Annotated in this window: 16 protein-coding genes and 1 pseudogene; 8 read left to right on the forward strand and 9 right to left on the reverse strand. The window is 48.5% G+C overall.

Annotated features, from left to right (window positions below; genetic code table 11):
* Both ACM64D_RS00005 and ACM64D_RS00010 read left to right on the forward strand, forming a co-directional pair.
* Window positions 1-1595 (forward strand): annotated as a pseudogene (locus tag ACM64D_RS00005) (hypothetical protein); the annotation flags it as partial.
* Window positions 1596-1661: 66 nt separating this feature from the next.
* On the forward strand, window positions 1662-4664 hold the full coding sequence (locus ACM64D_RS00010) for a cell wall anchor protein (RefSeq protein ID WP_415061121.1): 3003 nt from the start codon (window positions 1662-1664) through the stop codon (window positions 4662-4664).
* Window positions 4665-4685: 21 nt separating this feature from the next.
* On the opposite strand, the gene ACM64D_RS00015 is transcribed toward ACM64D_RS00010, so the two are convergent.
* The 6 genes from ACM64D_RS00015 to lipA form a co-directional block, all read right to left on the reverse strand.
* Window positions 4686-6881: a TonB-dependent receptor family protein gene (locus ACM64D_RS00015; RefSeq protein ID WP_415061122.1), complete on the reverse strand. Its 2196-nt coding sequence runs from the start codon at window positions 6879-6881 to the stop codon at window positions 4686-4688.
* Window positions 6882-6883: 2 nt separating this feature from the next.
* Window positions 6884-7873 carry an extracellular solute-binding protein gene (locus tag ACM64D_RS00020; protein ID WP_415061123.1) on the reverse strand — a complete coding sequence of 330 codons (990 nt, stop codon included), beginning with the start codon at window positions 7871-7873 and terminating at the stop codon, window positions 6884-6886.
* Window positions 7874-8090: 217 nt separating this feature from the next.
* On the reverse strand, window positions 8091-8522 hold the full coding sequence (locus ACM64D_RS00025) for a DUF3011 domain-containing protein (RefSeq protein ID WP_415061124.1): 432 nt from the start codon (window positions 8520-8522) through the stop codon (window positions 8091-8093).
* Between the two features lie 145 nt (window positions 8523-8667).
* Window positions 8668-10089 (reverse strand): dihydrolipoyl dehydrogenase, encoded by a 1422-nt coding sequence (lpdA, locus tag ACM64D_RS00030; protein WP_415061125.1) that lies wholly within the window; start codon window positions 10087-10089, stop codon window positions 8668-8670.
* Window positions 10089-11717 (reverse strand): 2-oxo acid dehydrogenase subunit E2, encoded by a 1629-nt coding sequence (locus ACM64D_RS00035; protein WP_415061126.1) that lies wholly within the window; start codon window positions 11715-11717, stop codon window positions 10089-10091. The genes lpdA and ACM64D_RS00035 overlap by 1 nt, the downstream gene beginning before the upstream one ends.
* The gene (gene lipA / locus ACM64D_RS00040) at window positions 11707-12666 is read right to left on the reverse strand and encodes a lipoyl synthase (RefSeq protein ID WP_415061127.1); all 960 of its coding nucleotides are present in this window, start codon (window positions 12664-12666) and stop codon (window positions 11707-11709) included. Before lipA ends, ACM64D_RS00035 begins: the two co-directional genes overlap by 11 nt.
* A 176-nt stretch (window positions 12667-12842) precedes the next feature.
* Here lipA and sfsA point away from each other — a divergent pair, with 176 nt between their 5' ends.
* The gene (sfsA, locus tag ACM64D_RS00045; RefSeq protein WP_415061128.1) at window positions 12843-13571 is read left to right on the forward strand and encodes a DNA/RNA nuclease SfsA; all 729 of its coding nucleotides are present in this window, start codon (window positions 12843-12845) and stop codon (window positions 13569-13571) included.
* 30 nt (window positions 13572-13601) lie between these two features.
* Here the strand turns inward: sfsA and ACM64D_RS00050 are convergent, their stop codons facing one another.
* Complete coding sequence (locus tag ACM64D_RS00050; protein ID WP_415061129.1) at window positions 13602-14018, reverse strand: CBS domain-containing protein; 417 nt, start codon at window positions 14016-14018, stop codon at window positions 13602-13604.
* Window positions 14019-14183: 165 nt separating this feature from the next.
* Here ACM64D_RS00050 and ACM64D_RS00055 point away from each other — a divergent pair, with 165 nt between their 5' ends.
* Together ACM64D_RS00055 and ACM64D_RS00060 are read left to right on the forward strand one after the other, a co-directional pair.
* Window positions 14184-15230 (forward strand): NAD(P)-dependent alcohol dehydrogenase, encoded by a 1047-nt coding sequence (locus tag ACM64D_RS00055; protein WP_415061130.1) that lies wholly within the window; start codon window positions 14184-14186, stop codon window positions 15228-15230.
* A gap of 126 nt (window positions 15231-15356) precedes the next feature.
* Window positions 15357-16136: a murein L,D-transpeptidase catalytic domain family protein gene (locus tag ACM64D_RS00060; RefSeq protein ID WP_415061131.1), complete on the forward strand. Its 780-nt coding sequence runs from the start codon at window positions 15357-15359 to the stop codon at window positions 16134-16136.
* Between the two features lies 1 nt (window position 16137).
* Here the strand turns inward: ACM64D_RS00060 and ACM64D_RS00065 are convergent, their stop codons facing one another.
* On the reverse strand, window positions 16138-16521 hold the full coding sequence (locus ACM64D_RS00065; RefSeq protein WP_415061132.1) for a HEPN domain-containing protein: 384 nt from the start codon (window positions 16519-16521) through the stop codon (window positions 16138-16140).
* 138 nt (window positions 16522-16659) lie between these two features.
* Complete coding sequence (locus ACM64D_RS00070) at window positions 16660-17442, reverse strand: DsbA family protein (RefSeq protein WP_415061133.1); 783 nt, start codon at window positions 17440-17442, stop codon at window positions 16660-16662.
* Between the two features lie 143 nt (window positions 17443-17585).
* Between ACM64D_RS00070 and ACM64D_RS00075 the strand changes: the two genes are divergently transcribed.
* The 3 genes from ACM64D_RS00075 (at window position 17586) to ACM64D_RS00085 (ending at window position 19151) form a co-directional block, all read left to right on the forward strand.
* Window positions 17586-18230 (forward strand): hypothetical protein, encoded by a 645-nt coding sequence (locus ACM64D_RS00075; protein WP_415061134.1) that lies wholly within the window; start codon window positions 17586-17588, stop codon window positions 18228-18230.
* 170 nt (window positions 18231-18400) lie between these two features.
* A complete protein-coding gene (locus tag ACM64D_RS00080) occupies window positions 18401-18679 on the forward strand; it encodes a cytochrome (protein ID WP_415061135.1) in 279 nt (92 codons plus the stop codon).
* Window positions 18639-19151, forward strand: a complete 513-nt coding sequence (locus ACM64D_RS00085; protein ID WP_415061136.1) for a cupredoxin domain-containing protein — start codon at window positions 18639-18641, stop codon at window positions 19149-19151. The genes ACM64D_RS00080 and ACM64D_RS00085 overlap by 41 nt, the downstream gene beginning before the upstream one ends.
* Window positions 19152-19167: the final 16 nt, after the last annotated feature.

A 19167-nucleotide genomic window follows, 5' to 3' on the forward strand; every position in this document is an offset into this window, starting at 1 on the left:
TTTGTGTGACCGATCAGATGGGAGTCAGTGGAGGGGGAATTCAGTCTTTGTCTGGAGATATGAGTTCCACGCACTTGCTACAGCTAGGAAGTGCCGGAACTTCACCCAACTGGATTCACGACGGCAGTGGCACTCATACCTTACATCTTCCTTTGGCTGCGACCAACGGAGTGACGGCGGGTCTTCTTTCCAAAGCAGATTATGAAGTGTTCAACTCCAAGCAAGCCGCTTTACCTTTAGGAGGCGCGGGACAGGTTTTGAAATGGAATGGCTCTGCATGGGTTCCCGGGGCAGTGAATGCTTTTGAATTAAAAAATTCCTTGGGAACGACACAATTTCCCACCAGTTGTCCGGTGAATCAGACTTTGAACTGGAGTGCGGTGACCGATGCATTTACGTGTAACACGATCGCCCTCAGTGCGAGTCAGATTACGTCCGGAACTTTTTCTGACAGCATGATTTCAAGTCTTGCCATCGATAAAATTACCAGTGGTGGCGGAAAATACTTTTCTTATAAACCCAGCAATGTGGCCTGCTCTGATCAGCAGGTCCTAAAATGGAATGCGGCCCAAGCCCGCTGGGAATGCGGAGTGGATAGCAATGCCGGTGGGACCGTGACGGCCGTTTCCGCATCGGCCCCGCTGTCTTCGAGCGGAGGAACTACGCCGACACTCTCGATTTCTCAAGCCAACGGTTCGACAAATGGCTATCTTTCCGCTGCAGATTGGACAACCTTCAATGCCAAGTTGAGCACGGCAACAACCTTTGCCGGAGATGTGAGTGGCTCCTACAACTCCCTTTCTGTCGATAAAATAAAAGGCAAAACCGTTGCGTCGAATCCAACGACTTCGGGGCAAGTCTTAAAGTATGATGGCACGAACTGGACCGCAGCGGCTTTAAAATTGGGAGAATTAGTCAATGCCACGGGTGGAAGTGCTTTTAATGTGGCCTCCTGTACGGCGGCTCAGACTCTGAATTGGTCGTCGATCACCGACAAAATTGAGTGTCAAAACATCGCTGGTTTGGATGCGGGAGTTTTGACAGCGGGAACGATCGCGGCCGCTCGACTTCCTTCATCCGCCACGTTTTGGCAAGATGGAGGAGCGGGGAAAATCTATTATTCCAGCGGGAACGTGGGAGTGGGTACAAATAATCCACGCACGGCTTTGGATGTCTCGGGGGAAGTGCGAGTGGGAAATACTTCCACGGGATGTTCGGCCACCAATGAAGGTGCAATGAGATACAATAGTACAACAAAGCTGATGGAGTATTGTAATGCCACGACCTGGGTGTCGATGGCCGGAGGAGCAACAAAGTCGTTGGGCGCCTGGGAAGCAAAATCATCTGACGTTGTTTATCAGGCGGCAACGGATGGATTTGTAGTCGTCAATCCGTCCGGTTGTTCTTATGGCTATTATTCAGTTTATTCGGATGCCAGCAATCCTCCGACTGTCGAAAGAATTAAAGGGAAGGCTTTTACCAGCGGCGGGAGTCAGGCGGGTGCGACGATCCCCGTTCGCAAAAATGATTACTGGAAAGTCACCACGACTTATAGTTGTGCGCCGGACGCTGTTTATTGGATTCCGTTCAATTAAAATTAGAATGATTCTGTCACTCGCATTTCATCAAGTCCTGGTGAAAAGATGCCGATAAAGACTTTAATGAATATCTTGAACGTCCTTTTATATTCAGTTCTGCTCCTTGTTGGAGCGCCTCTTGCTTTGGCGGTGCCGGGCACTTTGACGTATCAAGGTCGAATCAAAAACTCTCAAGGAGATCCTCTCGAAGCCAATGGGGTTCTTTTTGAATTCTCTATCATGAACCCGGCAGGAACCTGCACGCTCTATCGTGAAACTTCAGGGGCGATCGACATGAGAAACTCTTCGGGGGTTTTTGATGTTCCCATTGGAACGGGGACTAAGAATTTTCCTGCAGATTCTAGCTTTAAACTTTTTGATAGTTTTGATAACAGTATCACCTTCAACTGCGAAGGGGGAAGCACTTACTCTCCCGTGGCTGACGACAAACGTCTTTTGCGAGTGCAATTTCATGACGGCACGGGCTGGAAGTTGATCACACCTGACAATGAAATTCGTTCGGTGCCTTTTGCCGGACATGCTCGTATCGCACAGACGGCGAAAACTTTAGGCGCCTACACGGCCTCGGAATTTCTTTTGAAAACGACAGTTCCTCTTTGTGGTGGCGGTCAATATCTGCGCCATATCGCTCCTGTAGGAACTTTTGAGTGCGCGACGCCCAGTATCTCGGGCGGCAATGTGATTGGAAATATTTCGGGAAGTGCCACAGGTTTTACGGGACTTTTAAGTGGCGATATCTCGGGCACTCAAAGCACGACCCGTGTTGATAAGATCAAAGGTGTTGCTGTTGACATGACTGGTGTGGGCCCAGGGAAAATTCTTAAATATGACGGCACGAAGTGGGCCCCTGGAGATGACTTGGGAACCAGTGGGGCCTTAACCAGTCTTACCGGAGAGGTCTCTTCGACGGGAAGCCCCACGGCCACGGTGACGATCAATAACAACGCAATAACAACAGCCAAACTTTTTGACGGAGCTGTGACGTCGGTGAAAATCGCTGATGGAACCATTGTCGACGCCGACATTGCCACAGGGGCCGCAATTGCTGACTCTAAACTAGCCACCATTTCTATGGCGGGAAAAGTTTCTGGCAGTGCGATCACATCGGGGACCATCGGTGGCACGACGGCCATTAACACCAGTGGTTTGATTCAAACCTCCAATGGTCTGCGCCTGTATCAGGGAGCAAATTTTGTCGAACTCAAAGCTCCGGCGGGTTTGACAACGGATCTCAGTCTTTCTTTGCCCGACAACGCGGGCTCTGCGGGACAAGTTTTAACGAATATGGGCTCTGGAGTTCTTTCTTGGATGACACCAACGACAGGAACTTTGACTTCTGTGGGAACAACCGCTCCGTTACAAAGTTCGGGTGGATCGGCCCCGGTCATTTCTTTGACGGATTCTGTTGCGGCAGGAACCTATTCCAAAGTCACGGTGAGTGCGAAAGGACTTGTGACCTCGGGTGCGAATTTATCTTCAGGCGATATTCCCAATCTTTCAGGAGATGTGACGTCAACGTCAGGGACCTCCAGTACGAAGGTTGAAAAAATTCAAGGATTCAATGTGTCTTCGACCACTCCGTTGGCGGGACAGACATTGGTTTCATCAGGCGCTCAGTGGAATGTACAGTATTTTGGTTTTGGCCAACTGCGCTCGACAGTGACGGGTAATCTGCAAATGCCCAGCTCATGTGCGACAGCGGATAAGACTTTAACTTGGAGTGCAATCACTGATACGTTTTCTTGTTCGAACATTGCAATAGCGAATACTCAAGTCACCGGTTTAGGAACGGCGGCGACGAAAAACTTTGGGACATCCGCTGGAGATCTTGTCGAGCTGGATGGCAGTGCCCGTATTCCCGCATCCATGATTCCGACGACCTCCCCCGTCGCGGGAGCAGTGCGCTTTAACTCGGGAACGGGTGCTATCGAGTATTATAATGGCAGCGCCTGGATACCTTCAAATTATGGAAATGCTTTAACCAGTCGTCAGTACTACACCACTCCCGGCACTTACACTTTCGTGGTGCCTGCGGATGTTAATAAAATCCGCGTGCATGTGGCCGGAGGCGGCGGTGGTGGTGGTGAATACACTGGCACCAACGGTGGCAATGGCGGGAACAGCGGTTTTGGCACTGTTCAGGCCAGCGGTGGTTTGGGTGGCGCGCGCGGAGACTGGGGACTTGATAGAGATGGAAACCTGCACGGTGTTGGCAGTGGTGGTGATGTTTCGATCAAAGGCGGAGGAGCGCAAGGCGGACCGGGTCGCCCGACATATCAATCCAACTCAGATCCTGTTGACGGCACGGGACAAACTGGAGGAAACGGGGGCTTGGCAATTGCGGACCTTGTTGTGACTCCGGGAACAAGTTATACAGTCACGGTCGGCGCTGGCGGAACGGCTACGGGAGGATCTCCTGGAGCCCCAGGTTTTGTGTTTGTCGAGTGGGCGGGCGCGGGAACGACCATCGCAAACTCGGGCAGTGGTACCCCCAATTATGTTCCTGTTTGGACAAGTTCGACGGCCTTAAACAACAGCCCGATAGCGGTGAGTTCTGGCAACGTGGGGATTGGCACCGCCAATCCCACAGCACAGCTTGAAGTCAATGGCGCGGTCAAGGCGTCAAGCTATCAAGGGGTCTTTAGACCTTACTCCTACACCATCAAACAATCAGTGACGGGAAATGGAACGTACACAGATGTGAATCTGGGCTTGGATGCGACGAACGCCACTTTTGTGATGGCCAATGTTTATATTTCCTCAGGAGCAGACGATCACTTTACCTGCTCGTTTGGTAAGTCACTTCCCGCTGCGGGGACAACGTGGAGTCAACGGCGTGCGAGTGGTTCGGATCTTTACTTTGACTCTAACGATGCGGCAACAGCGGGGGACTACGTGATTCTTTCCCACGATGGACAGAATGAATCAGGCACCGCCGTCAGATATGGTTATCATGCCTTTGTGATGATTCCTCTTAAAGCCAACAAACGATTTGATATGCGGCTAGGAGATGGGAATGCCGCGGCTATTAACGTGAAGATTCGAATTCTTGCGTACGTTGAATAGCCGGTGATTTACATGGGAACTCTAAAAAGTATGTTTCACGCCGACGAGGAAACTGCGTGCTTTCCCGGGGCGGGCCCCAAAAGGTCTTAAAGAGACCAGATAGTCATTGTCCAAAATATTATCCACTCGCGCATAAACCGAGCCTTGCGGAAGATATTGGTACTTCATGGTCCAATCAACCACGCCGTAAGCGGGGATTTCCTGTCGATCTTTTGCGACCGTTTGGTCATACATTTTTCCGGTCCACGACAGAATCACTTCTTGAGAGTACTTTTTGTATTGAGTACCCACACCAAGACTGTATTGGGCTTCAGGCACGTAAGGAAGAGGATCTCCAGACTTGATATCACCATGACCCCATTCTGGATTTGTCGTGTAAGAGTCTGCGGCAAACTCCGCTTTGGTCACCGTCACATTTAAACTCACAGGAATGTAAACCGCTCCCCACAAAAATCCTTTGGCAAAACGAGTCTCCAGACCGCGAATCATCGCCTTGCCCCCGTCAAATTCCTGATCCAAGGTGGAACCCGTGCAGCCGGAAGAAAAAGAGCAAGTTCCTTTGATGTTTTGATAATCCGCGACGAAGGCAATGCCTTCGGCAAAAAATTCGTGATCCGGATTGGAGTAACGAACTCCCGTCTCGTAGTTGATGCTCTCTTCTGGTTTTTCGCTTTGGGTTTGCCCTGGTCCTACAATTGTGACACCGCGGTTGATCCCACCAAGAGCGGACCAGCGTTCATTGAATTGATAAAGAGCCCCCATTCCTGGAACGAAAACATTTTCATTGCCACTGGTGGCTTTGGAGGTGAGTTCGTTGTTGGAGTCATAGTTCACGTTTTCATAACGACCCGACAAAGTCAGCTTCCACGCGTTCCAAAGAATTTCATCAGTGGCCGAAAGGCTGAGGGCTTGAGTGAAGTCTTTATTCAGAGCGGTGTCCTTACGGGCATCGGCCGTGCGAACCAAACTCTTGTTGGTCATCGAGAAAATATCTTCCGTGTGGTTGCGACGGATCTGATCTTGGTGAAGGCGAAGTCCCAAGCTCACTTGATGAGTCCACTCGTTAAAAGAGTGATATGAAAAAGATCCGACTTGCACTCCTTGGCTATAGAAATAACGATCGTTGTTGGTCAAAACGATATCGGCGTCAGCGCCAACACTGGAAGAATCTGCCTTCCCCGTGATCACATCATAATAAAGTTTATTTGCTCCTTGTTGGGGATCTCTTAAAACAGAGTTCACATCAATCGAGGTGTTTCTAAAGTTATTAAAGCGCGACCAGTTGCGATGAAACTTATTGTGATAAGCCGTTCCCCAAAAGCCCCAGTTTTCTTGGGCTTGAGTTTTATAGGTCAGTTGATACTGTTCGTGCTGCCAATCCATCAAGTCATTTTCAGAAGCGGCGTAACGACGAAAAGGTGAACTATAAAAATCGTCTTGAGTTAAGCCTAAATATGTTTCGTCAGAAAGCTCGGTGCCATAGCCGATTTTCCATTCTAAAGAGTGACGACGTTCCCCGGAAAGGCGCTGCTCTCCTTTGAAAAGGAAATCATTTTTGGAAAATCCCGTGTCCTTAGAGGTGTCGAGTTTTTTGAAGCCATTCGTTTGCAAGTGAGTTCCCTCAAGAAGAACACTTCCTTGCTCCCAGACACGGCCTAAGTTGGCGCGATATTTTTGTGTATCATAAGTTCCGCCGGCGACTTCCATTTCGGCGCGATTTTCTTTGGGAAGACTGCGCGTGATATAGTTGATCGCTCCCCCGATAGAATTCGGACCGAAAGGAACAGAAGCCACGCCCTTAAAAACTTCCAAGGATTCGATCTTGCTCATGAACGGGGTGTAATAGGCGGCAGGAGCCGAGTACGGAGCGGGTCCAATCAAAATGCCGTCTTCCAGGATCACAACCTTACGGCTGCGGTGAGGATGAGTTCCGCGCAATCCAATATTAGGTCTAAGACCAAAACCATCTTCTTCCTGTACATAGACGCCAGGAACTTGTTTCAGAACACGATTGACGTCACTTTGCTGTTGTTGCTCCAGCTTTTGTTTGTCAATGAAGTGAGCTGAATTGGGCTGAAGCAGTTCCTCTTCGGAACTTCCGATGATTTTAACAGGCCCCAGCTCGGACATTTTTGTCGAGATCTCAGAAACGTCTTCGGCCTGAGCGAACAGGCCGAAGGAGGAAACTAGCAGAAGTGTGAAATAAAACTTGTTCATGATTATTTGTAGTCAAGTTCCTTGATGATACGGTTCGCGGCCGGAACCTGTTCGCCGATCACAGACCAGTTGGTTGCGTCCGCTTTGAAGGTGCCCCAGTCTTTAATCAATGTGTTTGGAGTCACACCAAGAGCCGCAGGATATTCCAAGTGGCTGGAAGACAGGTGAAGCTGCGCGGGTTCTTGTAACATCAAGGAGATGAACTCCTGTGCAAGTGCGGCTTTCTTAGAGTAAGTCACAACACCGATACCAGAACCGTTCACATGAACTCCGGTGCTATCTTGATTTGCAAACAGAGGCTTCACAGGAAAATTCGGATTTTGAACCAACATTTGCGCCAGGTAATAAGTATTAGAAATACCTACGTCACAGACACCATTCGCCATCGCGGTCATCATCGCAATGTCGTTAGGGAAGACGTCAGATGCAAGGTTATCCAGAATGCCTGCCATAAGATCTTTTGCAGCCGCTTCGCCTTTGTGGTGAACCAGGCTTGCGATCAAAGCTACGTTGTAAGTCCCTTTGGAAGTTCTAAGACAAACACGACCCGCCCATTGAGGAGCTGCCAAATCTTCGTAGCTGGAAATTTCAGAAGGTTTTACGCGAGAAGAATCATAAACCAAAGTGCGAGCTCTGTAAGTGACAGCCACCCAGTGATCGTTTTGATCTTTCATAGCCGGAGCCACGCGAGATTTAACCGCCATGCTCGTCAGAGGTTGAAGAAGACCTTTTTGAGTCAAATCAGAAAGAAAAACCAAATCTTTTGTGAAGATCAGGTCCGCAGGAGTGTTTTCTCCTTCCGCTGTCACCTGTGCGACGATTTCAGCGTAAGGCTTTTCTACAATGATGATCTCAGTTCCGGTTTGAGCTTTAAACTGATCGGCAAGAGGTTGAAGGCGAGCGGTGGGACGATCTGTATAGATAGTCAAAGTTTCTGCATGAGCGGCAACGGCCGAAACAGTCAAGAGCAGGGCTGCGATGAGCTTGTTCATTAGAGAACTCCTTTTAGTTAGAAACGCTGAGATACCGAACCTCTGTACGAGGCACAACCTTTCGCTGTTTTTTGCGTCTAAATGAAAGAGCATTGAAGATGAAAGCGAGTTGAGAATTAAGAGGTTTGTCGATGGGCAGGATTAAGAGGATTTGAAAAGAAAAGAGCCCGCGATAGGGTCGCAGGCTCTTTTTATAGCTGGTAAAAATTTCTTGGGATTAGTAACGAATGATTTCAAACGTCGCTGAACAACCGCGATCAACCCAGATGCGATCATTGTAAACCCCAGCAGTTCTTCCCCAGATGCAGGCTTCGTAGGAATGCTGACTGTAAATACGAACTTCCGCCACTCCATACGGGCTGAAATAGCACTCGTTATAGCGGTAGTTGTAAGAACTGCAGCTTAAATACTCATAGCGATACGCAGGAGGTGGTGGCGGTGGATAGCCAGGATTGGGACGAGGACGAGGCCCCGGATTTCCAGGATAAGGATCAGGGCGACCTGGATTGGGATTCCCTGGATAAGGTGCCGGGCGAGGACCGGGACGGATGTAAGATGTTTCCGCGTTATCCATATTGTCATTGATGTCGGCGTGCGCCAATGGTGCCAAACCGCACACCAACAAGAAGGCCATAAAGATGTTTTTCATTTTTCCCCCGTAATTAGGTGTCATTGTGACTATAAAATCTTTTTTACCCAAGAAGTATGCATAAAAAGTGCCGAACCAAAGTGACACCAAAAAAAATGGAGGGTGTCCCCTCCATTTTTAAATTCTTATCAAGTCCTTCCAAAAGCTATTTGTGCAGAGGCTTTTGGATGATGTGAATGGCGTGACCCAAAGTAGCCTCCGCCGCTTCCATCATCGCTTCACCCAAAGTCGGATGAGGATGGATAGAAAGTGCGAGGTCTTCAATGCGAGCACCCATTTCAATGGCCAACACGGCCTCAGAGATCAAGTTGGAAGCCTCAGGTCCCACGATATGAACGCCCAAAAGAACATGAGTCTTTTTGTCGGCAATCATCTTCACGAAGCCATCTGTTTCCATCATGCTCACGGCGCGACCATTGGCTCCAAAGGGGAACTTGCCGATCAGAAGATCATTGTAACCCTTGGCCTTCGCTTCAGCTTCTGTCATGCCGGCCGAAGCGATTTCTGGATCAGTGAAAACCACAGCAGGAACGGTTTTCGCGTCATACACGCGATTTTGCCCCGCAAGCACTTCTGCCACCAAGACGCCTTCATGAGAAGCTTTGTGGGCCAACATCGGCTGACCACAGATATCGCCGATCGCGAAGATATTGGGAACATTGGTTCTGCGCTGAGCATCCACTTTTACAAAGCCACGCTCATCAACGGCAATACCCGCCGCTTTGAGGTTGGCTTGGTCTCCGTTGGGACGACGACCGACAGTCACAAGAATTTTATCGCATTTTACGACTTCATCTTTGCCGTTGATCTCCACAGTCACTTCGTAACCGTCTTTGACTTTCTTTTGCCCCTTGGCCTTTGCTCCGTAAAGGATATTGACGCCCGCTTTGTTGAGTTTACGGACAACAATCTGCGCGCAATCTGGATCCACCACACCCGCAAGCAAAGAAGACTGAGCTTCGATTACAGTCACTTCGGTGCCCAGTTTTCTGAGGTAAGAAGAAATCTCAAGACCAATGTAACCGCCACCAATAACGGCAACACGCTTAGGGATTGAATCAAAAGCCAAGGCCCCTGTTGAAGAGCAGATGTCTTTTTCATCAAATTTAAAACCAGGAATCTCAATTGGACGAGAACCCGTCGCAACGATAAAGTACTTCGCTTGAACAGAGTCATTGCCAGCAGAAGATTTCACAGAGATTTCTTTAGAGTTCTTAAACTCCGCTTCACCCTTGATGATGGTAACGCCATAGCCTTTCAAAAGCTGATTCACGCCGCTAGACATCTTATCGCTGACAGATTGTTTCCACTTTACAAGCTGTTTCATGTCAACGTCGATTCCGCCTTTGATCATCAAGCCCATATCTTTGAAGTTATGCTGAGCCTTATGTAAAAGGTGAGTGGCCGTGATCATTGCCTTTGAAGGAATACATCCCACGTTCAAGCAAACACCGCCTAAAAATTCTCTTTCAACGACTGCTGTTTTAAAACCAAGTTGAGCCGCGCGGATGGCAGCCACATAACCGCCAGGACCCGCACCAATTACGACAACGTCAAAATTCTGCATTAGATTAACTCCACCAAAAGTTTACCAGGATTTTCAATGCGGGCGATGAAGGCGGCCAAGAAGCGAGCCGCGATCGCGCCATCAATCAAACGGTGATCTGCTGTCATTGTGTAATTCATGACTTTGATCGCTGCCAATTGACCGTTTTTGATAACAGGCTTTTCATCGATTTTGTACATTCCCAAGATCGCCACTTCAGGGTGATTGATCACAGGAGTCGCGTAAGTGCCACCGATAGAACCAATGTTGGTTACCGTGATGGTAGCGCCCTTCATCTCATCTGGCTTCAGCTTTCCGTCACGCGCGCGCTTGGAAAGATCCAAGATCTCTTTAGAGATTTCCAGGATGGATTTTTGATCTGCGTTTTTAATCACAGGAACAACAAGTCCATTCGGAGTGTCAGCCGCAAAACCGAGGTTGAAATATTTTTTGTAAACGATTTCGCCCGCAGCATCGTCAATAGACGCGTTGAACATCGGGAATTCACGAATCGTCGCGATCAAAGCCTTCATCACAATCGGAAGGTAAGTGATCTTCGTTCCGTTTTTCTCGGCATGTTCCTTCAAGGATTCACGCATAGCCACCATCGCATCCACTTTGGCTTCATCCATGATGGTGAAGTGAGGAATGATGGTTTTTGATTTTTGCATGTTTTCCGCAATCTTCTTACGGATACCAATCATCGGAACACGCTCTTCCGCCGCACCTGCAGGTCCCTGATAAGCGGGCTTAGGAATTGACATGCCTGGAGCGGATGGAGCCTTGGCAGAAACCGCTGGCGCTCCGCCTTTCGTAGAAAGAACATCTTCACGAGTCACACGTCCCGCAAGACCTGAGCCTCCGACTGCATTGATGTCGACGCCCATTTCACGAGCCAGACGACGAGTCGCAGGGGTCGCAAGAACTTTAGAGTCCGCCACAGGAGGGAAAATGCCTCCCGTTGCCACGGTTGCCGCAGATGTTGTTTGTACTGGCGTTGAGTGAGCCGCTGCAAAGTTTGCATGAGCGGCAGCAGGAACTTCTCGTTGCGCACCGGCTGGGGCTTGAGCCGCAGGGGCAGAGCCGCCTTCCAGAGTGATCATTGTAGATCCGACTTTAACCACGTCGCCAGATTTGAATTTCAACTCTTTCACGACACCAGAAACAGGAGTCGGAACTTCAACAGTCGCTTTGTCAGTCAAGACTTCCGCGATAGCTTGGTCGGCTTTCACGGCATCACCAGATTTGACCAACCATTTTACCAATTCACCCTCAGTAACACCTTCTCCCAATTCAGGAAGTTTGATGTCTTGAACTTTTCCGCCGCCGGTTGCCGGAGCGGAAGTTTGGGGAGCCGCCGCCGTGGCTGCTGGTTTAGCCGCTTGCGGAGCCGGAGCTGATGCTGCCGCACCTGCGCCATCCAAAGTGATCATCGTCGCGCCGACTTTGACAACGTCGCCGGATTTAAATTTCAAATCTTTTACAACACCGGCAACAGGAGAAGGAACCTCAACTGTTGCTTTGTCAGTCAATACTTCAGCGATGGGTTGATCGGCTTTCACAGAGTCGCCGGGTTTCACCAACCATTTTACCAATTCACCTTCTGTAACACCTTCGCCAAGTTCGGGCAGTTTTACGTCAGTTGCCATGTTGAGAAAGTTCCTTTCCTTGTTGAGTCTCTAAAATATTTAAATTCAATTCCCGGGCTCTTTGTTTCTCGATGATTCCCTTCATAAAGAATTCACCGGCACGATAAGAGCTGCGGACCAGAGGACCGGAGGCGACATATAAGAAGCCCAGGTCTTCGGCGATTTTCTGCCACTCGGCGAATTTTTCGGGAGTGACATAGTCTTCCACTTTGAGATGTCTTGGCGTGGGTTGCAAGTACTGACCGAATGTCACCACGTCGCAGCCAACTTCTCGGAGATCTTTCAGGGATTGAAGGATCTCCTCGTCGGTTTCGCCAAGGCCTAACATCAAAGAGGATTTTGTGTAACGAGTTGCATCGCGTTCTTTGACCATTTCCAGGACACGCAGGGATTGACGGTAGCCAGCTCGAGGATCGCGGACCTTGGGAGTCAGGCGCTCGACGGTTTCGATGTTGTGGGCATACACGTCGGGACGGGCGTCGGTAAGGCGATAGACTAAATCGCGCTCTCCACGGAAATCCCCGGCCAGAATTTCAACAATCAAATTGGGAGAGAGTTTTTTCATCGTGGTGACGGTGCGATAGAAATGCTCGGCCCCTTGGTCGGGAAGATCGTCGCGATCCACGGTTGTGATGACCACGTACTGCAAATTCATCTGCGAGATTGAATAGGCGACCTTTTCTGGTTCAAACGCGTCCAAGGCTCCCTTGGGGTTTCCGGTCTTCACATTGCAGAAACGGCAGCCGCGTGTGCAGACTTCGCCCATGATCATAATCGTGGCAGTTCCGCCAGACCAACACTCGCCGATATTGGGGCAGCGGGCCTCTTGGCAGACGGTGGCCAGTTTCAAATCACCAAACATTTCCCGGATACGCGTATAACTTTCCCCTTGCGGGGCGCGCACCTTGAGCCAAGAGGGCTTGGGAGTGAGAGGTTTTTTGACCGACATAGAACCGTCCTTTATGAACACTCCCTTCTAGTCCCACCCTAGAGCATTTGCACTTGATTATGCCCCGCATAAAGACCAAGAAATATCAGGTCTTTTGCTTTATTCGGAGTTCCAGCAAAACTCTTCGACAAATTTGACGGAGTAGGTCTAATTTGAAGGCCTTTGATGGAGTTCCTATGAAGTTTTCTCACAAGTTGCAGGAAGGGATTTTCCTTAAGCGCTATAAACGTTTTTTTGCCGATATCGAGTGGCGGGGGCAGCAGATCACCGCTCATGTCCCGAATACGGGGAGCCTGAAGAGTGTTAACAATCCCGGGCAGCATTGTCTTTTTTCTGAGAGTGACAATCCCGACCGAAAATTGAAGTTCACTTTGGAGATGATTAAGTCGCCCCTGGGGGCTTGGGTGGGAGTGAATACCTCCACGCCGAATGCGATTGTGCGTGAAACCCTTGAGCGGGTGGTGGGACACACAGGAGTTGTGGGTACATTCTCTGAGTGGTCCCACTTTGACGAAATTAAACCCGAATACAAAATCAGCGCCGAAACCCGATTGGACTTTGCTTTGAAGAAAAAGGGCAGTGAGAAGATGCACTTCATCGAAGTAAAAAACGTGACGTTGGCGGAAGAGGGCGTCGCAAAATTTCCTGATGCCGTGACCGAGCGAGGTCAAAAACACATTCGTGAGTTGATGATGTTGATGGAGCAGGGTCACACGGTGGAATTGGTGTTCACGGTTCAGCGTCATGATTGTGGAACCTTTGCCCCAGCGGATGACATTGATCCCGAATACGGAAGACTTCTTCGCGAAGCTTTCCAAAAGGGACTGAAGATTTCCCCGTTGGTTGTGGACTTAAGCCCCGAAGCCGTTGAGCTTTCCGAAACCAAACTTCCGGTAAAACTTTAAGGTACGGCCTAAGGCCGTACCTTTTCCCTGTTAGTGGTGTGAGACGTTGGAAAGTGTTTTATGAGTTAGCTTGGCGTCGCCCCCTCGGCTGGCGATATCTCCAAGGCTGACCATGCCGACCAGGCGTTTGTTTTTATCGACGACCGGCAAACGGCGATGTTGTTTTCCGCTCATCTTCTTGCTGACCTCTTCGAGGTCGTCGTCCTCAAAACAATAGTTAATACCTTCACTCATGATTTCTTGCACTTTGGTTTTGCGTGGATCTTTTCCGTGAGCAACCACGCGGATGGCGATATCACGATCAGTCACCATGCCGACCATTTTATCGTTTTTTTCTACGGGAATAGAGCCGCAGTCTTCGCTCTCCATGATACGAGCCGCCTCTTCGACGGTGTGTTCGAAGTTGATGACTTTGGCTTTGGGATGCATGATTTCTCGAACTCTCATAAGGGATCTCCTTTTTTTGAAAAGAATAAGTCTGTTTTTGATGGAAGGGATGGGTTTTCTGAACGCTTTGTTTTTTGAGAGGGAAATTGTTTGAATCTTTGTTATTTGAAAGTCTTCCTCAAGCGGGTATGAAGAGTTATAGTAGCTCGCAAAAGGGAGTGAGCAATGTCAACTGTAAATTCATATGCCGCCTATCAGGCGAAAGAAGCTTTGAAACCCTATCAATTTGAAAGACGAGAGCCGGGCCCCCATGACGTGATGATCGATATTCATTATTGCGGAGTTTGTCATTCCGATCTTCATCAGGTGCGTGACGAGTGGGGAGGCGCAACTTTTCCGATGGTTCCCGGGCATGAGATCGTGGGTAAAGTTTCGCAAGTGGGTTCACGTGTGAAGAAATTTAAAGTGGGAGACTCCGTGGGTGTGGGCTGTATGGTGGATTCCTGCCAAGAGTGTGCCTCCTGTGGGGAAGGTCTGGAGCAATACTGTGAAAAAGGATTCGTTGGAACTTATAACTCCAAAGAGCGCGATGGGAAAACTCCAACTCAAGGTGGATACTCGACGAAGATTGTCGTGAAGGAAGATTTTGTTTTAAAAATTTCTCCTCGACTTCCTCTGGATAAAGCCGCTCCTCTGTTGTGCGCGGGAATCACAACGTACTCGCCTCTTCGCCATTGGAAGGTCGGACCCGGTAGCAAAGTAGCGGTGATGGGGCTGGGGGGCCTAGGGCACATGGCCGTGAAGCTGGCAGCCGCTATGGGTGCTGAAGTCACGGTCATCAGCTCATCAAATAAAAAGAAAGAAGATGCTCATCGCTTAGGGGCGACTCACTATGTGCTGGGGTCGGAAGATGAGACATTTAAAAAGTACAATCGCTACTTTGATTTAATCATCAACACTGTTTCCGCATCTTTGGACTTAAATCGCTTCCTGGGGCTGGTGAAGCGGGACGGAGCGATGGTTCTTTTGGGTATTCCGGAGCGCCCTGAACCGATCCATCCATTTCCCTTGGTGATGGGCAGAAGAAGTCTTGCGGGCTCTTTGATCGGAGGCATTAAAGAGACGCAGGAGATGCTGGATTTCTGCGCTGAAAAAGGTGTGGCTTCGGACATTGAATTGATTCCGGTGCAGAAGATCAACGAGGCCTATGAACGCATGCTGAAGGGAGATGTCCGTTATCGGTTTGTGATTGATATCGCTTCGTTGAAATAGAAGAAAAATGTCTAGAAGACATTCAGTTTCCATCGGAAACGTGTCGAGACTTCAGTCAGTTCTAAAAAGTTTTAAGTTTTAAAAATGAGCAGCCGATTTCCTCTGTGAAAACCACGGAGGATCGGCATGATGTCTTTCTCACTCTCGAAATTTTTGTTTATCGCAGCCGCCACACTGACCCTGGCGGCTTGTGGACCTGGCACTCCCGTATTGCCGGATGAGCCACAAAATGAACCGAGCGCTACAAATCCTGAGAATTCAGGTTCTAATGGTTCTCAGGAAGTGGAAGGGGGTGCTGAACTTCCATCGGTGACGCCAGAGGTGCCGACCTTGGAGCCCGCAACGCCCCCGATGTTGAGCGAACGCGAGGCGATTCTTCAGAAGTATGATTATGTGGATCCCACTCACATTGTGCCGACGAAACATTTAGAGGAGGCAATTCTTTACTATCATAAAAATAAGACCAGCCTGAAGAATCCTTCGGTTTTGTCGGTGATTGATTTCAGTCAGAAGTCGACTCAGAAGCGTTGGTATTTTATTAATATGAACACAGGAAGTGTTTGGAACATTCACGTGGCTCACGGGAAAGGTTCAGACAGCGATCATGATGGTTTTGCTGAAAAGTTCAGTAACGTGTCGGGATCGAATGCCAGCTCTCTCGGATTTTATCGAACGGCAGAAACGTATCAGGGAAGTAATGGATACTCTTTGAAACTCGACGGACTGTCTGCGACGAATTCCAATGCCCGGCCCAGGGCTATTGTGGTTCATGGGGCTAGCTATGTGCAAGATTCCAGTGTGATTCAAGGCCGCAGTTGGGGGTGTCCCGCAGTTTCAACGGCCCATCGGGATAAGGTCATTAACATGATCAAGGGCGGCAGTTTGATTTATGCCGCCGCGAAGTAATCTAAAGCAAACGAAGTTGTTCACCCACGAGTTTTTTCAGGTTCTCCACGTACCCCGCATACTCTTCAAGATCCAAACGATCTTCAGGGCGAATGTGAGCCTTAGTGGAGTTGTAGGGAGTCAGCTCGATGATGTCAGCGTGGGAAGAGATGGCCGCAAAATTATTTTCCTCTAAGACCTGCATCAGAGCATCCAGATCATGGCCCTCTTCATCGGCAGGGTACTCAAGACCTCTCATGTCACAAAGTGCTTTGAGATATTTTTCACAGGCTTGCGCGAGGTTGTAGCCGACCAAATCGTGCTGCTTTTCATCATCGAGATGTTTTTTTGCGAGATCTAGATCATCTTGAGCCTTGAGAATCAAAGACTTTGCGTGCGCGCTCATAGAGTTCCTTTGTGAGATGTTTAGGTTCAATGTATTCGACTTGAGATGAGGGCACAAATAAAATGCACTTGCGGCAATAAAAAAACCCACAGTTTGTGCAACTGTGGGTTTGGAAAGTCCAACAAGCGATGTTAAGGACTATTTTCCACCTTTAAGGTGACGTTCAATGATGTCTTTGAACTCAGCGAACGGGTAAGCCCCACGAAGAGAAACACCGTTGATCAAGAAACCAGGAGTTCCAGAGAAGTTGAACTTACGAGCTTCTTCCATGTCAGCGTCAATACGCTTAGTGATGGCTTCGCTGCTAAGATCTTTTTCAAGCTTCTTCATGTCTGCGCCCACTTTTTTGGCCGCGTCTTTCAAAGCACCTTCTTTTTTAGAGCGAAGATCGCCTTGGTTTTCGAATACGATGTTATAGAACTTCTCAGCTTTTGCATGGTCTTGCATTGCAATCGCTTCAAAATATCTTGCGGCTGGCATTGCAAGAGGATGGAAATCCAAAGGCAAGTGCTTGTAAACAACGCGGACATCTTTAGGGTACGCTTTCATCACTTCATCAACAGTTGCGTGACCTTTAGCGCAATAAGGACATTCAAAGTCAGAGTATTCGATGATTGTAATTTTAGCGTCTTTAGGTCCAAAGATGACGCGGCCTTCTTCAACAACTGGCTTCAAAGGATTGGCGAATTCTTCATCACGCTTCTTACCTTCTTCAGCAACGGCCTTTTCTTGAGCTTTACGTTGAGCATTTTGAGCGGCTTTATTCACGACCTCAATAAATTGCTCTGGATCTTTTTCAATAGCGACGAAAACGATGCTAGGATCCTTTTCAACGGCTTCTTTGAGTTGCTTAGCAGATGGAGCACAATTCACAAGCGAAAGTGCTAACGCGCCAATTCCAAAAAACTTAAGTGCTTTCAATGTTTCCTCCGAGATGGATTATTAAAGTTTTGAGCCCCTTTATTTGACATTATTTTCAGTTTAGAGGGAAGGAAAAAATCCCAGTCTTTGGTCTGGTCGATTCTGGCCTTGTCTCGCTCAGGGAGGTCTTTAAACTGAGATTTATGAAAAAAGCAAATTTCCTTTTAACAATGTTTACATTTGTATTTTGTATGCAAGCCCAAGCGGGTTTGTTGTTTAACTATTCACAGTTGGCACTGAAGGATCTGGATCAGATGAACAAACTGGTCAGTGACAAAGTGAAAGAATCCAAAAAATCGGCGAGCGGAAAAGCCGTGCCTCTTAAAGAAGCATTACAGGCAGTTTATTCTCGCCCCAACGATGATGACATGATTGAAAAAGTGGTGGCGCCTTTGCGGACCAATTTGGATAATTTAGAGTCCTGGGAAAAAACGATCAGTCAATTAACTGACGAAGCCATCAACGCATTGAAGAATCCTCGCGCTTTTAAACCAGTGGTGCAAATGACTTACGTCATTTTCTTGGAAAATCTGTTGGCAGAGGTCAAACCTTATATCAAATCCGAAGGGTTTGAGAGGAAGATTGTCGAAAGAATTCGGGATGCACAGATTGAAGTTTCAAAAGAAGCTGTCAACGAACGAAAGCTTCGTACGATGAAGTCGACGGTGTCACCTTCGGAACTGGCACAAAAGATCCTGTCTCAAAACATTGAAAAAGCGGAGTCCCTTGAGGCGACTCAGGGATCCGCGACTGAAAGTTCGGCAGAAAAGACCTCTTCAGGGAAATAAATTCCCTCGACCAGACCGGGCCCTGGTCCGTTTCGACCCAGGGCCAGCGTCAAACGATAGATCTCCTCAACTCCTTAAAAATCGCCTCAAATTGACTCAAGTTCTCACGAACTCCTACCGATAGAAACAACATGAGAGGGCTGGATGCCCGGAGCAATTAGGAGGATTCGATGTTTCTTCAAGGCGATTTACAAATAGTGTTTGATGCACTCTACACCGTAGGTGCGATTGATCCTGTTTTGAAATTGGATTGGAGCGAAATCACGAAAGAGATGATGGCACAGCCAGGAATCTTGAGTGATGCGTTTCAGACAATCAACGCATGCAAAGGGAACAAAGACCTACTCATCCAGAAGCTCCACATGATGGATCAAAGATCCGTGAATTATATCGCAATGGAGGTGGCGCGTGAGTTTTGTGAGTTCCAAGATCGCACAGAGTTGCACTAAGATAGCCTTGATTCTTTTGGTGTCGCAAACCGCGATGGCATGGGAAGTGGACTTCTCTCGTCGACAGGTTGAGTTCAACCGAGTCAAAAACGAAGATCGTTTGCCGGCAAGTATTCAAGAGGATCAATCCGCAAGTATTTTGTCTAAAGTTTTTGAGTCGGTAGAGCCCACTCAAGACATTGTGATCATGAATACGGATAAGGGTTTTGTGCCCGATACAGTTCGCCTGAAGAAGGGGAGCAACTATCGTATTCATGTGGTGAACGTGAACGGAAAAGAAAAGAACGTCAGTTTCGTTTTGGATGCGTTTTCTGAGCACCATAATACGGTGTTTGGGGAACAAAAAACTTTTTATGTAACTCCAAAAACCGATGGCATCTTCTCTTATCAATGCCCGGAAACGGCCGTGCAGGGGAAGTTTATCATCTATTCTGACGCGGGTTCTGCTGACAGAAAACCTGCTTCAAACTAAATCGAGGGAGCGCAGC

The sequence above is a fragment of the Bdellovibrio sp. genome (genome assembly GCF_047637665.1).
Classification (GTDB): Bacteria; Bdellovibrionota; Bdellovibrionia; order Bdellovibrionales; family Bdellovibrionaceae; genus Bdellovibrio.

What these genes read in the sequence shown, in the direction of transcription:
- lpdA (WP_415061125.1), bottom strand. Translation starts at nt 10,089, where the DNA reads ATGCAGAATTTTGACGTTGTCGTAATTGGTGCGGGTCCTGGCGGTTAT.
- ACM64D_RS00065 (WP_415061132.1), bottom strand. Translation starts at nt 16,521, where the DNA reads ATGAGCGCGCACGCAAAGTCTTTGATTCTCAAGGCTCAAGATGATCTA.
- ACM64D_RS00060 (WP_415061131.1), top strand. Translation starts at nt 15,357, where the DNA reads ATGATGTCTTTCTCACTCTCGAAATTTTTGTTTATCGCAGCCGCCACA.
- ACM64D_RS00015 (WP_415061122.1), bottom strand. Translation starts at nt 6,881, where the DNA reads ATGAACAAGTTTTATTTCACACTTCTGCTAGTTTCCTCCTTCGGCCTG.
- ACM64D_RS00075 (WP_415061134.1), top strand. Translation starts at nt 17,586, where the DNA reads ATGAAAAAAGCAAATTTCCTTTTAACAATGTTTACATTTGTATTTTGT.
- ACM64D_RS00020 (WP_415061123.1), bottom strand. Translation starts at nt 7,873, where the DNA reads ATGAACAAGCTCATCGCAGCCCTGCTCTTGACTGTTTCGGCCGTTGCC.
- sfsA (WP_415061128.1), top strand. Translation starts at nt 12,843, where the DNA reads ATGAAGTTTTCTCACAAGTTGCAGGAAGGGATTTTCCTTAAGCGCTAT.
- ACM64D_RS00025 (WP_415061124.1), bottom strand. Translation starts at nt 8,522, where the DNA reads ATGAAAAACATCTTTATGGCCTTCTTGTTGGTGTGCGGTTTGGCACCA.
- ACM64D_RS00010 (WP_415061121.1), top strand. Translation starts at nt 1,662, where the DNA reads ATGAATATCTTGAACGTCCTTTTATATTCAGTTCTGCTCCTTGTTGGA.
- ACM64D_RS00055 (WP_415061130.1), top strand. Translation starts at nt 14,184, where the DNA reads ATGTCAACTGTAAATTCATATGCCGCCTATCAGGCGAAAGAAGCTTTG.
- ACM64D_RS00035 (WP_415061126.1), bottom strand. Translation starts at nt 11,717, where the DNA reads ATGGCAACTGACGTAAAACTGCCCGAACTTGGCGAAGGTGTTACAGAA.
- ACM64D_RS00050 (WP_415061129.1), bottom strand. Translation starts at nt 14,018, where the DNA reads ATGAGAGTTCGAGAAATCATGCATCCCAAAGCCAAAGTCATCAACTTC.
- lipA (WP_415061127.1), bottom strand. Translation starts at nt 12,666, where the DNA reads ATGTCGGTCAAAAAACCTCTCACTCCCAAGCCCTCTTGGCTCAAGGTG.
- ACM64D_RS00080 (WP_415061135.1), top strand. Translation starts at nt 18,401, where the DNA reads ATGTTTCTTCAAGGCGATTTACAAATAGTGTTTGATGCACTCTACACC.